This is a genomic window from Kitasatospora sp. NPDC059327, assembly GCF_042752535.1.
GTDB lineage: Bacteria > Actinomycetota > Actinomycetes > Streptomycetales > Streptomycetaceae > Kitasatospora.
The window spans coordinates 1-15,314 of record NZ_JBHYYB010000146.1; the positions used below are offsets into that span (position 1 = coordinate 1).

Sequence of the window (15,314 nt, forward strand, 5' to 3'; positions counted from 1 at the left end):
GTCGGGGTGGACGCCGAGGGACTGCCAGAGGCGGGCGAGGGAGACCATGACGGCGAAGAGGGCGGGTTGGACGATGTCGACGCGGGTGAGGTCGTGGTGGCCGCGCAGGGCGTCGGTGAGGTTCCAGTCGGTGTGGGGGGTGAGGGCTTCGGCGCAGGCTTCGATGTGGGTGCGGAACGCCTGGGAGGTGTCGAGGAGTTCGGCGCCCATGCCGATCCATTGGGAGCCCTGGCCGGGGAAGACGAAGACGGTGCGGCCGCCGGTGGCGGTGCCGTGGACGAGGCCCGGTGCGGTGGTGCCGTCGGTGAGTGCGGTGAGCCCGTTCAGCAGTTCGTCCCGGCTGTCGCCGATCACCACCGCGCGGTGCTCGAACAGCGACCGTTCGGTGGTCAAGGCCCGGGCCACGTCGGCGGGTTGCCACTGTGGGTGGGTGTCGACGGCGGTTCGCAGTCGTTCGGCCTGGGCGCGCAGCGCCGCCGGGGTCCGGGCGGACAGGGCCCAGGGCAGCGCGCCGCCGGCCGGCTTCGGGTCCGTCGCCGGTTCCGTCTCCCGGGTCGGTGCCTGTTCGAGGATGACGTGTGCGTTGGTCCCGCTGACTCCGAAGGAGGAGACGGCCGCGCGGCGGGGCCGGCCGGTCGCGGGCCAGTGGCGGGCCTCGGTGAGGAGTTCGACCGCGCCGGCGCTCCAGTCCACGTGGTTGGTGGGTTCGTCGACGTGCAGGGTGGCGGGCAGCACGCCGTGCCGCATGGCCAGCACCATCTTGATCACGCCACCGACCCCGGCGGCGGCCTGGGTGTGCCCGATGTTGGACTTCAACGAGCCCAGCCAGAGCGGTCGTTCGGCCGGGCGGGCCTGTCCGTAGGTGGCCAGCAGGGCCTGCGCCTCGATCGGGTCGCCCAGCTTGGTGCCCGTCCCGTGCGCCTCCACCGCGTCGATCAGGTCCGGCGAGAGCCGGGCGTCGGCCAGTGCCGCCCGGATCACCCGCTGCTGCGAGGGGCCGTTGGGCGCGGACAGGCTGCTGCTCGCACCGTCCTGGTTGATCGAGGAGCCGCGCAGGACGGCGAGCACCCGGTGCCCCAGGCGCTCGGCCTCGGAGAGCCGCTCGACCAGCAGCATGCCCGCGCCCTCGCCCCAGGCGGTGCCGTCGGCCGCGGTGGCGAAGGACTTGCAGCGCCCGTCCGGGGCCAGCCCGCCCTGGCGGCTGAACTCGACGAAGGTGTCGGGGGTGGCCATCACGGTGACGCCGCCGGCCAGGGCCATCGCGCAGTCGCCGCGCCGGACGGCCTGGGCGGCGAGGTGCAGGGCGACCAGCGAGGAGGAGCACGCCGTGTCCACCGTGACGGCCGGTCCCTCCAGGCCGAGGACGTAGGCGATCCGGCCGGACGCCACGCTGCCCGCCGTCCCGCTGCCCAGGAAGCCGGCCACCGACTCGTCCACCGAGGCCAGTCGGGTGCCGTAGTCGTGGTACATCAGGCCGGTGAAGACGCCGACCCGGGTGCCGCGCACCGTCGCCGGGGGGATGCCGGCCCGCTCGAAGGCCTCCCACGCCGTCTCCAGCAGCAGTCGCTGCTGCGGGTCCATCGCCGGTGCCTCGCGCGGGCTGATGTCGAAGAACGCCGGGTCGAAGTCGGCCGCGTCGTCGAGGAAGCCGCCCTCGCACACGTATGAGGTGCCGGGGCGCAGGCCGTCGGGGTCGTAGAAGTCCTCGATCCGCCAGCCGCGTTCGGCGGGCGGCGCGCCGACGGCGTCGCGTCCGGCGGCCACCAGGTCCCAGAGCTCGTCCGGCGTCCGCACCCCGCCCGGGTAGCGGCAGCTCATCCCGACGATCGCGATCGGGTCGCGGTCGGCGGCCTCCAGCTCGGTCACCCGGCGGCGTGCCTCGCCGAGTTCGGAGGCAGCCCACCGGAGGTGCTCGCGAAGCTTGTCTTCTTGTGCCACTTGAGCCTGCTCCTAAAGCCGGTGCGGGTGTCGACCTGGTTCTGCCGGGCCCTCAGCGGGCGCGGAGCTGGTTGAGTACGTCGAAGAGTTCGTCGTCGCTCGCCGAGGCGAGGTCGGTGGGGTCGGCGGGGGCGGTCGGGCCGTCGCCGCCCCGGCTGTCGTCGCCCCAGCGGGAGAGGAGGTCCTTCAGCCGGTGCGTGATCGCCGTCCGGGCCTGGTCGTCGTCGGTGAAGGGCGTCAGGAACGCCTCCAGCCGGTCGAGTTCCGCGAGCGCCGGGCCCATCGCCGTGGTCTCCCCGGTGCCGAACTCGGCGCAGAGGTGGTCGGCCAGGGCGGCGGCGGTGGGGTGGTCGAAGATCAGGGTGCTGGGCAGCTGGAGGCCGGTGGCGTCCTGCAGCCGTTCCTGGAGTTCGAGGTTGGCGAGCGAGTCGAAGCCCAGGTCGACGAAGCCCTGCTCCGGGTCGATGTCCTCGGCCGCGGACTCGGCCAGCACGACCGCCGCGTGGGTGCGGACCAGGTCGAGCAGGGCCCGCCGGCGGGCGGGCTCCGGCAGCGCCCGGAGGTGCTGCGCGAAGTCGCTCACCGGGTCCGCGTCCGGGGCGGTCGGCGCCGCCGCCGGAGTCGGTGCGGTGACCAACTCCTGGAGAAGCGCCGGCAGCCGGCCCTGATCGGATCGGTCCCGCAGGCCCGCGGGATCGAGGCGGACCGGGACGAGCACCGACTCAGTGATCATCATACGGGCGGCATCGAAGAGATCAAGTGCTTCCGTCGTGGAAAGCGCCCGGACGCCGTCCCGGTCCAACCTGGCGGTGGAGACGGCGTCCAGACGGTCCGTCAGATCACTGCGCTCGGCCCACAGTCCCCAGGCCAGGGACAGGGCGGGCAGGCCCGCGCCGCGCCGTCGCTGCGCGAGCGCGTCGAGAAAGGCGTTGGCGGCGGCGTAGTTGGCCTGTCCGGCGGTGCCGAAGGTGCCCGAGGCGGACGAGAACAGGACGAAGGCGTCGAGATCGGCGTGCCGGGTCAGGTCGTGCAGGTGCCAGGCCGCGTCCACCTTCGGCCGCAGCACGGCGGCCAGCCGCTCGGGCGTGAGCGCGGTCAGCAGGCCGTCGTCGACCACGCCGGCCGCGTGGACGACCGCCTTCAGCGGATGGGCCGCGGGGACCGAGCGCAGCAGACCGGCCAGCGCCTCCCGGTCGGCGGCGTCGCAGGCGGCGACGGTGACCTCCGCGCCCAGGGCGGTGAGCTCCGCCACGAGCTCGGTCGCGCCCGGTGACCGGTCTCCCCGGCGGCCGGTCAGCAGCAGGTGCCGGGCACCGCGTTCGACCAGGTGGCGTGCGAGCAGCCGGCCGAGGGTGCCGGTTCCGCCGGTGATCAGGACGGTGCCGTCCGGGTCGAACGACGGGTCGCCGTCCTCGGCGCGGTCGACCGGCGTCAGCCGGGGTGCCAGCAAGGTGTTCTGCCGCAGCGCCAGCTCGGGTTCGTCCGAGCCGACCGCCAGGGCCGGCACGGTGGCGGACGGTGCCGCGCCGTCCAGGTCGAGCAGTCCGAAGCGCTTCGGGTGTTCGGCCTGCGCCGACCGGAGCAGCCCCCGGACGGCGGCCGCGGCGAGGTCGGGCGCGGGGTCGTCCGGGCCGGTGACCTGGGCGCCGCGCGTCACCACGACCAGGCGGGCGGCGCCGAACCGGGGTTCGGCCAGCCAGGACCGGACGAGCCGCAGGGCTTCGGCGGTGGCGGCGTGGACGGCGGCCGGCCCGTCGGCCCCGGCGGGCGGCAGGGCAGCGAACACCACGTCCGGCACCGGGGTGTCGGCGGCGGCCAGGGCGGCGAGGTCGGGATGGTGCGGGTGGGGGCCGGCCGGGAGAGCGGGGCCGACCAGCGCCGTCCGCGCGGTGGCGGTGGCCGGGTCGGCCGGGACGGGCACCCAGCGGACCCGCCACAGCGGCGCCGGGCCGGCCGCGTCCTCGTGCATCGGCCGGGACCGCAGGCTCGCGACCGAGGCCACCGGGACACCGGCCGCGTCGGCGGCCTCGAAGGCGACCGCGTCGGGGCCGGCCGGGGCGAGCCGCACCCGCAGGGCCGCGGCGCCGGCCGGCCGCACCGAGACGCCGTGCCACGCGAACGGCACCGGCACCCGCCCCGACGCCTGCGGCGAGCCGACCGCGTACGCCTGGAGGGCGGCGTCCAGCAGCGCCGGGTGGAGGCCGTACCGGGCTGCCTCGCTCCGGTCCGCCTCCGGCAGGGCGACCTCGGCGAACACCTCGTCACCGCGCCGCCAGAGCGCGCGCAGCCCGCGGAAGGCGGGGCCGTAGTCGACGCCGAGGGCGGCCAGCCGGCGGTAGCACCCGTCGAGGGCGACCGGCTCGGCGCCGGGCGGCGGCCAGGCCACCAGGTCGGAGGCCGTCACCCGAACCTCCGGAGCCAGCACGGCGGTGGCGTGCCGGCTCCAGGGGGCGTCCTCGGGGGAGGCGGCGCGCGAGGACAGCTCCACCGCACGGCGGCCGGTCCCGTCCGGGGCGCCGACGGCCAGCCGGATCCGGACCCCGGCCTCCGGGGCTGCCCCGGGGGCGGGCAGCTCCAGCGGGGCGAGCAGGGTCAGCTCGGCGATGTGCGCGCAGCCCGTCCGGGCGCCCGCCCGGCGGACCAGCTCGACGACGGCGGTGCCGGCCAGCAGCACCCGCCCCCGGACCGTGTGGTCGGCCAGCCACGGCAGCTCGCGCGGCGAGAGCCGGCCGGTGAACAGCAGCCCGTCGCCGTCCGGCAGTTCGACGACGCCCCGGAGCAGCGGGTGGTCCGCCGGCGCCAGCCCGGCGGCCTGCACGTCGGGTTCGGCCGGCCCGTCCTCCAACCAGTGGCGCCGGCGCTGGAAGGCGTAGGTCGGCAGGTCGACCGGGTCGAGTCCGGTGGCGGGGAACACCGCCGACCAGTCGGCGGGCCCGCCCTGGACGTGCAGGGCGGCCAGGCCGGTGAGGGACGCGTCCGTGCCGTCGACGACCTGGACGGTCGGGCCGGCGAGCCGCGCGGTCAGTGCGGTCAGCTCGGTGTCGAGCACCAGGAACCGGGTGTGGCCGCGGTCCAGCAGCTCCGGTACGGACTCGTCCGCCGCGCTGGTGAGCACGGGGATCCGGGTGCCCGTCGGATCAGGCCGTCCGCCGGAGAGCGCCGCGCGCGCCCCCTCCACGAGTGACAGCGCGCCCGCGACACAGGCGCCCGCGACCAGGCCGTCGCCCGCCGCGACCAGGGCGGCCGGGCGGACCCCGTACTCCTCCCAGAGCCCGGCGAGGGCGACCAGCACCGCCCAGCGCACCGAACGGCCGACCTCGGCCCGCGCCGGATCGGGGGCGCTGGGCGCGCCGCGCAGCACGTCCGTCGCGGTCCAGCCGGCCGCCTCGGCCAGCGCGGCGTCGCACGTGGCGAGCCGGGCGGCGAACGAGGGCGACGCGTCCAGCAGCCGGGCGGCCCGGTCGAGCCGGTCCGCCGGTCGGTCGGGCAGGACGAGGACCACCCGCTCGTCCCCGCCGGCGACGCCCTCGACCAGTCCGGGCCGGGCCTCGCCGTCCGCCAGGGCGGCCAGGGCCGTCCGCAGCCGCGCCAGGTCCGGGCCGAGCAGCACGGCCCGGTGCTCGAACACCGTCCGGGTGCGGGCCAGCGCCGCGCCGACCGAGGCCGCGGACCGCCCGGGGTGCTCGTCGAGGTGGGTCAGCAGCCGTCCGGCCTGCGCGCGGAGCGCGGCCGCCGTCCGGCCGGAGAGCACCCACGGCACGGTCGCCGGGCCGGTCGGCGCCGCCTCGGGCGTCTCCTCGGGAACCTCGGCGGCGGCCTCCTCCAGGACGAGGTGCGCATTGGTGCCGCTGACCCCGAAGGACGACACCCCGGCCCGGCGCGGCCGACCGGTCGCCGGCCACGCGCGCGACTCGGCGAGCAGTTCGACGGAGCCGGCGCTCCAGTCCACGTGCGGGTTGGGCTCGTCCAGGTGCAGGGTGCGCGGCAGCACGCCGTGCCGCATCGCCATCACCATCTTGATCACTCCGGCGACGCCCGCCGCCGCCTGCGCGTGGCCGATGTTGGACTTCACCGAGCCGAGGTACAGCGGCCGCCCGTCGGCCCGGTCCTGCCCGTAGGTGGCCAGCAGCGCCTGCGCCTCGATCGGATCGCCGAGCGTCGTCCCGGTGCCGTGCGCCTCCACCGCGTCGACCTCGCGGGCCGCCAGTCCGGCGTGCTCCAGCGCCTGCCGGATCACCCGCTGCTGGGCCGGCCCGCTCGGCGCGGTCAGGCCGCTGCTGGCGCCGTCCTGGTTGACCGCGCTGCCGCGGATCACCGCGAGCACCCGGCGCCCGTTGCGTCGCGCGTCGGAGAGCCGCTCCAGCAGCAGCAGGCCGACCCCCTCGCCCAGGCCCGTCCCGTCGGCCCCGGCCGCGAACGCCTTGCACCGCGCGTCGCCGGCCAGTCCGCGCTGCCGGCTGAACTCGACCAGTGCCATCGGCGAGGCCATCACCGTCACCCCGCCGGCCAGCGCCAACGAGCACTCGCCGGCCCGGAGCGACTGGGCGGCCTGGTGCAGCGCGACCAGCGACGACGAGCACGCCGTGTCCAGGGTGACGGCCGGTCCCTCCAGACCCAGGGTGTAGGCGACCCGGCCGGACGCGACACTGCCGGTGCTGCCGTTGCCGACGTAGCCCTCGAACTCGCCCGGCACCCGGCGCAGGCGCGAGGCGTAGTCCTGGTAGATCACCCCGGCGAACACACCGGTCCGCGACCCGCGCGCCGACGACGGATCGATACCGGCCCGCTCGAAGGCCTCCCAGGCGGTCTCCAGCAGCAGCCGCTGCTGCGGGTCGGTGGCCAGCGCCTCCCGGGTGCTCATGCCGAAGAACGCCGGGTCGAAGTCGGCCGCCTCGTGCAGGAAACCGCCCTCACGGACGTACACCGAGCCGTGACGCGCCGGGTCGGGGTCGTGCAGGCCCTCGTCCCAGCCCCGGTCGGCCGGGAACGGCGAGATCGCGTCGCGCTCCTCGGCGACCAGACGCCAGAGGTCCTCGGGGGAGGTGACCCCACCGGGGTAGCGGCACGCCATGCCGATGACGGCGATCGGCTCGCGGGCGCCCTCCTCGGCCTCCTGAAGCCGCCGGCGCGTCCTGCGCAGGTCGACGGTCAGCCGCTTGAGGGTGTCGAGGACCTTCTCGTCGCTCGTCATCGCGCTGTGCGCCTCTCACTTCTTCGAAGGGTCTGGGTCACGAAGGGTCCGGGTGGGACCCGGGCCGCGACGGGGCCGGCAACGGCCCGGGGCAGGCGGATTCACGGGTTCTGCAGCTCGCCGTCGGCGATGTCGAGCAGTTCGTCGAGGGTCGCGTCCCCGAACTCGTCCTCCTCCTCGACCTCGCCGGGCGCGCCGGGACCGTTCGGCCCGGCCGTGTCCAGCCGCGCCGCCAGCGCGCGCAACCGGGCCGCGAGCCCCTCGCGCGTCGGGTCTCCTTCGGCCAGGTCACGCAGGCCGGCCTCCAGGGCGTCCAGGTCGACGGCGGCCCCGGCGCCGGAGGCCGGCGGGGCGGCGGGCCGCTCCTGGCGCTCCAGCAGGTCCCCGAGGTGGCCGGCGACGGCGGCCGGGGTCGGGTGGTCGAAGACCAGGGTTGCCGGCAGCCGCAGCCCGGTGGCCGCGTTCAGCCGGTTGCGCAGCTCGACCCCGCGCAGCGAGTCGAAACCGGACTCCAGGAAGCCCCGCCCCGCGGTGACCGCCTCCGGCGAGCCGTGGCCGAGCACCGTGGCCGCGTGGGACCGGACCAGCTCGACCAGCGCGTGCGAGCGTTCGGCGGCGGTCAGGCCGGCCAGCGACAGTCCGGCGCCCGCCCCGGCCGGCTCCTCGGCCCGGGCGGCGCGCCGGGGCGCCGCCCCGAGCAGCGCCCGCAGCAGCGGTGGCCGCCGCGCCGGGTCGCCCGCGCGCAGCGCGGCGAGGTCCAGCCGGACCGGCAGCGTCACCGGGCGGTCCTGGGCGAGCGCGGCGTCGAACAGCGCCAGGCCCTCCGCCGTGGAGATCGGCAGGACGCCCGAGCGCCGCATCCGGCGCCGGTCCGCCTCGCTCAGCGCGCCGGTCATCGCGCTCTCGGCGGACCACAGCCCCCAGGCCATCGACACCCCGGGCAGCCCCAGCGCGCGGCGGTGCGTGGCCAGACCGTCCAGATAGCCGTTGGCGGCGGCGTAGTTGGCCTGCCCGGCGCTGCCCAGCACCCCGCCCGCCGCCGAGAACAGCACGAACAGCGCGGGCTTGGCGTCCAGGGTCAGCTCGTGCAGGTGCCAGGCCGCGTCCGCCTTCGGGCGCAGCACGGCCCTGACCCGCTCCGGAGTGAGCGAGGCGAGCGTGCCGTCGTCCAGCACCCCGGCCGCGTGCACGACCCCGGTCAACGGGTGCTGGGTCGGGACGGCGGCGAGCACCTCGGCCAGCGCGTCCCGGTCGGCGGCGTCGCACCGCGCGACGGTCACCTCGGCGCCCAGCGCGGACAGCCGCTCGACGAGCTCCGCCGCCCCCTCGGCCCGCCGGCTGACGAGCAGCAGGTGCCGGATGCCGTGCTTCTCGACCAGGTGCCGGGCGACCAGCGCGCCCAGCGTCCCGGTGCCGCCGGTGATCAGCACCGTGCCCTCGGGGTCCGTCGCGGGGGCGGCGGCGCCGTCGTCCGGGCGCAGCCGTGCCAGGCGGGGCACCAGCACCCGGCCGGCCCGGACGGCGTACTGCGACTCGGCGCCGTCCAGCAGTGCCGGCAGCACCGCGGCGGCGTCCGCGCCCGGACCGTCCGGGGCGGTGTCGAGGTCCACCAGGACGAACCGGTCGGGGTGTTCGGCCTGCGCGGAGCGCACGGCGCCCCAGACGGCCGTCGCGGCGGGATCGGGCGAAGCGCCCGGATCGGCCGGGCCGGCGGGATCCGCGGTGTCGACGGCGCCGTGGGTCACCAGCACCAGCCGGGAGGCGGCGAACCGGTCGTCGGCGGCCCAGGCCTGCAGCAGCGCGATCGCCCGCTCCACGGCCCGCCCGGCGGCCTCCGCGGACCGGTGGTCCCCGTCCGGCTGCGGCGCCCAGGGAACCACGACGGCCTCGGGCACCGGCGCACCGGCGTCGAGGGCGTCGGCGAGGGCGGCGAGATCGGGGTGGCCGGACGCCGCGTGCGCGTCCGTACCGAGCACGGTGTGGCGGACGGCGCGCGTGACGGGCCGGTCTTCCGACTCGGTCCAGGCCAGTCGGAAGAGGCTGTCGGCCGCCGTGCGGTCGGCGGTGCGGTCGGCGGCGGCGCCGAGCTGCGCCGGCGAGACCCGGCGCACGGCGAGCGACTCGACGGTGGCCACCGGCAGACCGGTCGGGTCGGCCACCGACAGCGCCATGGCGTCCGGCCCGGTGGGCGTCAGCCGGACCCGCAGCGCGGTGGCGCCGGTGGCGTGCAGGGTGACACCCGCCCAGGAGAACGGCAGCCGTACCTGCTCGGCGCCGTCGATCAGGGTGGTGTGCAGGGCCGCGTCCAGCAGCGCGGGGTGGATCCCGAACCGGTCGGCGTCCGCGAACTGCTCCTCCGGCAGGGCGACTTCGGCGTACACCTCGGCGCCGAGGCGCCAGGCGGCGCGCAGGCCCTGGAAGGCCGGCCCGTACCCGAGGCCGTCCTCGGCGAGCCGCCGGTAGAGGCCGTCGAGCCCGACCGGCACGGCCCCGGCCGGCGGCCAGGCGGAGCCGGTCGCCCACCCGTCGGCCGGCGCGGTGGGGACGGCCGTTCCCACCGCGTGGCACGTCCAGGTGGTGGCGTCGCCGTTGCCGGCGTCGCCGGTGGTGTCGTCGTCGGGAGTGGAGTGGACGGTGAGCGTCCGGCGCCCGGCGTCGTCCGGCGCGCCGATCCGCACCTGGATCCGGACGGTGAGCGACGCGGGCAGGAGCAGCGGTGCCTGGAGGGTCAGCTCCTCCAGGTGGTGGCAGCCGACCCGGTGCGCGGCCTGGAGGGCGAGCTCGACGAGCGCGGTGCCGGGGGCGAGGACGGTGCCCCAGACGGCGTGGTCGGCGAGCCAGGGATGGGTGCTGACGGAGAGCCGGCCCGTCAGGATCAGGCCCTCGTCGTCGGGCAGCGCGACGGCCGCGGCGAGCAGCGGGTGCCCGGTGGAGTCGAGCCCGGAGCCGCGCGGGTCGGCGGTCGCGGGCGCGGTGAGCCAGAAGCGCTCGCGCTGGAAGGGGTAGGTGGGGAGGTCGGGGTGGTGGCCGGGGTGGAGGAGGGGGGTCCAGTCGATGGGGTGGCCGTGGGTGTGGAGGTGGGCGGCGGAGGTGAGGAGGCGGGCCCAGCCGCCCTCGTTACGGCGCAGGGTGCCGGTGGTGACGGTGGGTGTGTCGTCGAGGGTGTCTTCGATGGCGGGGGTGAGGACGGGGTGGGGACTGGTTTCGACGAAGGTGGTGTGGCCGGTGGCGGCGAGTTGGGTGACGGCCTGTTCGAAGAGGACGGGGTTGCGGAGGTTGGTGTACCAGTAGTCGGCGTCGAGCGTGGTGGTGTCGGTGAGCTCTCCGGTGACGGCCGACAGGAACGGGACACTGCCCGGCCCCGGCGCGATGCCGGCCAGCTCGGTGCGGAGTTGGTCGCGCAGGGCCTCGACGTGCGGGGAGTGGGAGGCGTAGTCGACATCGATGCGACGTGCCCGGATGCCCTGCCCCTCGCAGTGGGTGAGGAGTTCGTCGAGGGCGTCGCGGTCGCCGGCGACGACGGTGGTGGCGGGACCGTTGTGGGCCGCGACGGTGAGGCGCCCGTCCCAACGGGCGAGCAGCTCGGCGGCCTCGGTGTGCGGCAGGGGGAGGGAGGCCATGCCGCCGTGGCCGCTGAGGGTGAGGATGGCGCGGCTGCGGAGGGCGACGATGCGGGCGGCGTCGTCGAGGGTGAGGGCGCCGGCGATGTGGGCGGCGGCGATTTCGCCCTGGGAGTGGCCGAGGACGGCGTCGGGGTGGACGCCGAGGGACTGCCAGAGGCGGGCGAGGGAGACCATGACGGCGAAGAGGGCGGGTTGGACGACGTCGACGCGGGTGAGGTCGTTCTTGCCGCGCAGGGCGTCGGTGAGGTTCCAGTCGGTGTGCGGGGCGAGGGCCGCTTGGCACTGGGCGATCGACTCGGCGAACGCCTGGGAGGTGTCGAGGAGTTCGGCGCCCATGCCGATCCATTGGGAGCCCTGGCCGGGGAAGACGAAGACGGTGCGGCCGCCGGTGGGGTGGGCAGGGGTGGTGGGGGTGTTCGGGTCGGCGATGGTGTCGAGGCCGGTGAGGAGTTCGGCGGGTGTGTGGCCGAGGGCGACGGCGCGGTGGTCGTGGGTGGCGCGTCCGGTGAGGAGGGTGTGTCCGGTGGCGCGCAGGTCGGTGTCGGGGTGGGTGCGGAGGTGGTCGGCGAGTCGGGTGGCCTGGGCGCGCAGGGCCTCGGGGTCGCGGGCGGAGAGCACCCAGGGGACGACGGAGGAAGGGGAGTTGGTGGTGTCCTTCTCCTGGGCCGGCTCGGCGGGCGGGGCCTCCTCCAGGATCACGTGCGCGTTCGTCCCGCTGATGCCGAACGCCGACACCCCCGCACGGCGCGGACGCCCGTCCGCGTGCGGCCAGTCCCGTGGCTCGGTGAGCAGTTCGACCGCGCCGGCGCTCCAGTCGACGTGGGTGGTGGGTTCGTCGACGTGCAGGGTCCGGGGCAGCACGCCGTGCCGCATCGCCAGCACCATCTTGATGACACCGGCCACGCCGGCCGCCGCCTGGGTGTGTCCGATGTTGGACTTCAACGAGCCCAGCCACAACGGCTGTTCGCCGTCCCGTTGCTGTCCGTAGGTGGCCAGCAGGGCCTGCGCCTCGATCGGGTCGCCGAGCCGGGTGCCGGTGCCGTGCGCCTCCACCGCGTCGACGTCCGCCGCCGACAGCCGGGCGTCGGCCAGCGCGGCGCGGATCACCCGCTGCTGGGAGGGGCCGTTCGGCGCGGCCAGCCCGTTGGAGGCGCCGTCCTGGTTGACGGCCGAGCCGCAGACCACGGCGAGCACCGGGTGCCCGTTGCGCCGAGCCTCCGACAGCCGCTCCACCACCACCACCCCGACGCCCTCGGCGAGACCGAAGCCGTCCGCGTCCTCGGAGAAGGCCTTGCAGCGGCCACTCGCGGACAGGGCGCCCATCCGGCTGAAGCCGATGAAGGAGTCCGGAGTCGGCATCACCACCGCACCGCCCGCGACGGCCATCGTGCACTCGCCGTTGCGCAGCGACTGCGCCGCCAGGTGCAGGGCGACCAGGGACGAGGAGCACGCCGTGTCGACGGTGATCGCCGGGCCCTCCAGCCCGAACGCGTAGGACAGCCGGCCGGAGATGACACTGGTGACACTGCCGGTGATGACGTAGTCCCCGATGGCGGCCGGGGCGTCGGCGGACCGCACGCCGTACCCGTGCTGCATGGCACCGACGAAGGCGCCGGTCCGGCTGCCGCGCAGGGAGGTCAGATCGATGCCGGCCCGCTCGAAGGCCTCCCAGGAGGTCTCCAGCAGCAGCCGCTGCTGCGGGTCCATGGCGAGCGCCTCACGCGGGCTGATGCCGAAGAAGGCGGCGTCGAACGCGTCCACGTCCCGGACGAATCCGCCCTGCTCGCCGGAGACCGGGGCCAGGTCCCAGCCGCGATCGGTCGGCAGACCGGAGATCACGTCGCCGTCGGCGGCGAGCAGCCGCCAGAGCTCCTCGGGGGTCGAGACTCCGCCCGGGAACCGGCAGGCCATGCCGACGATCGCGATCGCCTCGGTGTCCGCCGACGTGTCCGCCGACGTGTCCGGGTCGGCGGCCGGCCGGGTCGTCCCGGCCGGCACGAGCACCTCGGCCGCGCCCAACTCCAGGATCTCGCGGCGCAGCTCGGCGACCAGCGCGGCCGGGGTCGGGTAGTCGAAGATCAGGGTGGCCGGGAGGCGGAGCCCGGTGGCCGCGTTCAGCCGGTTGCGCAGCTCGACCGCCGTCAGCGACTCGAACCCCAGCTCCTTGAAGGCCCGTTCGGGACGGATGGCGTCCGGCGTGCTGCGCCCCAGCACCGCGACGGCGTGCTTGGCGACCAGCTCGGCGAGCGTGCGGTGCTGCTCCGCCTCCGACAACCGGCCCAGCGAGAGCCGCAGTTCGGACTCCGCGGCCGTGGGCGTCGCCACCGATTCGGTCGACGCCGCCAGCACCTCCCGCACCTCGGGGAGTTCGCCGAGCAACGGGCTCGGCCGCAGCGCGGTGAAGAGCGGCACGAAGCGGTCCCAGTCGACGTCGGCGATCGCGACGAAGGTGTCGTCGTGGTCCAGCGCCTGCTGGAGGGCGGCGATCGCCAACTCCGCGCGCATCAGCGGAAGTCCCTGTTCGCGGACCCGCCGACGGGTCCGTTCGACGTCCTGGTCGCCGAGGTTCTTCCAGGTGTTGACGGCGTCCTCCCAGACGCCCCAGGCGACCGAGAGCATCGGCAGGCCGACGGCGCGGCCCTGCTCCGCCAGCGCGTCCAGGGCGGCGTTGGCGGCCGCGTACGCGGCGTGGTCCCCGCTGCCCCAGAATCCGGCGATGGACGAGAACAGCACGAAGGCGTCCAGCGCCTGCGGGCCGAGCAGGTCGATCAGGTGCCGGGCGCCGTCCACCTTGGCGGCCAGCACCTGGTCGAGACTCTCCGGCGTGGTGTCGACCACGGACGTCAGCTCGATGAACGCTGCCGTGTGCAGGACCGCCCGCACGGTGTGGCCGTCCGCCCGCAGCCGGCCGAGCAGGTCGGCCACCGCGTCGCGGTCGGCCACGTCGCAGGCGGCCAGGGTGACGGCGACGCCCCGCGCGGTCAGTTCGGCGGCCAGGTCCGTCGCTCCCGGCGCGTCCGGGCCCGAACGGCTGGCCAGCACGAGGTGTTCGGCGCCGTTGTCGGCCAGCCAGCGGGCCAGCCGGGGGCCGAGGCTCCCGGTACCGCCGGTGACCAGCACCGTGCCGCGCGGGCGCCAACCGCGGCTCGGCCGGCCCTCCCCGGCGGGGGCGTGCACCATCCGCCGGGCGAACAGCCCGGCCGCCCGGACCGCCACCTGGTCCTCCTCGGAGGACCGAGCCACCACCCGCAGCAGTCGCCCGAGCGACCGTTCGTCCGGTTGTCCCGGCAGGTCGACCAGACCGCCCCAGACCTGCGGCAGCTCCAGTGCGACGACCCGGCCGAGACCCCACAGCTGGGCCTGGACCTGATCGGCGGGTGCGTCCGACGGACCGGTGTGCACAGCACCGCGGGTGGCGCACCACAGCGGCGCCCGGACGCCGAGGCCGGTCAACTCCTGGACCAGCGCCAGCGTCAGCGCCACGCCGGTGGTCGCGGCGCGCCGCCCGGGCGCGCGGCCGGCGTCCAGCGCGAGGAACGACAGCACGCCCGCGAGGTCGCCCGGCTCACCACCGTCGATCACCTCGCGCAGTCGGGCGGCCAGGGCGTCGCGGTCGGCATCCACCTCCAGCAGCACCGTCCGTGCGCCCCGCGCGGCCAGGCCGCGGGTGGCCTCGGCGGCCCAGGCGTCGTCGGTGTGGCCCGCGGGGACGATCACCAGCCAGGTGCCGGAGAGCGCGGCCGCCGCCGGGTCCGCCACCGGCTTCCAGGCGATCCGGTACCGCCACTCGTCCACGGCCGAGCGGTCGCGGCTCTGCCGGTGCCAGGAGGAGAGCGCCGGCAGCAGGGTGCTCAGCGACCGTCTCTGCTCCTCGTCCTCGACCCGGAGCGTCGCGGCCACCGCGGCGATGTCCTGCTCCTCGATGGCCTCCCAGAACCCCGAGTCCGCCGCGGAGCTCGACGCCGGGGCCGAATCGGCAGGGGCGGCGTCCTGGATCCACAGGTGCTGGTGCTGGAAGGGGTAGGTGGGGAGGTCGGGGTGGTGGCCGGGGTGGAGGAGGGGGGTCCAGTCGATGGGGTGGCCGTGGGTGTGGAGGTGGGCGGCGGAGGTGAGGAGGCGGGTCCAGTGGCCTTCGTTGCGGCGCAGGGTGCCGGTGGTGACGGTGGGTGTGTCGTCGAGGGTGTCTTCGATGGCGGGGGTGAGGACGGGGTGGGGGCTGGTTTCGATGAAGGTGGTGTGGCCGGTGGTGGCGAGGGCGCGGACGGCTTGTTGGAAGAGGACGGGGTTGCGGAGGTTGGTGTACCAGTAGTCGGCGTCGAGGGTGGTGGTGTCGGTGAGCTCTGCGGTGACGGCCGACATGAAGGGGATGGTGGCCGGGCCCGGGGTGATGTCGGCGAGGTCGGTGCGGAGTTGCTCGCGCAGGGTTTCGACCTGGGGGGAGTGGGAGGCGTAGTCGACGGGGATGGTGCGGGCGCGGTGGCCGTCGTTCTTGGCCTGGTCGACGACGGCGTGGACGGCTTCGACGGTGCCGGCGATGACGGTGTGGGTGGGGCCGTTGACGG

3 protein-coding genes are annotated in these 15,314 nt (G+C 76.0%); all 3 read right to left on the bottom strand.

The annotated features are described in order from the left end of the window. On the bottom strand, nt 1-1,938 hold a 1,938-nt coding region (locus ACFXHB_RS41420), incomplete at its 3' end, for a type I polyketide synthase (protein ID WP_380581803.1). Nucleotides 1,939-1,990: 52 nt separating this feature from the next. Further along, nucleotides 1,991-7,129, bottom strand: coding sequence for a type I polyketide synthase (locus ACFXHB_RS41425; RefSeq protein WP_380581805.1), 5,139 nt, complete (start codon nt 7,127-7,129; stop codon nt 1,991-1,993). Between the two features lie 101 nt (nt 7,130-7,230). Beyond that, on the bottom strand, nt 7,231-15,314 hold an 8,084-nt coding region (locus tag ACFXHB_RS41430; protein ID WP_380581807.1), incomplete at its 5' end, for an SDR family NAD(P)-dependent oxidoreductase.

Excerpts from the sequence above, each read along its gene's own strand:
- ACFXHB_RS41425 (WP_380581805.1), bottom strand. The coding sequence starts at position 7,129 with ATGACGAGCGACGAGAAGGTCCTCGACACCCTCAAGCGGCTGACCGTC.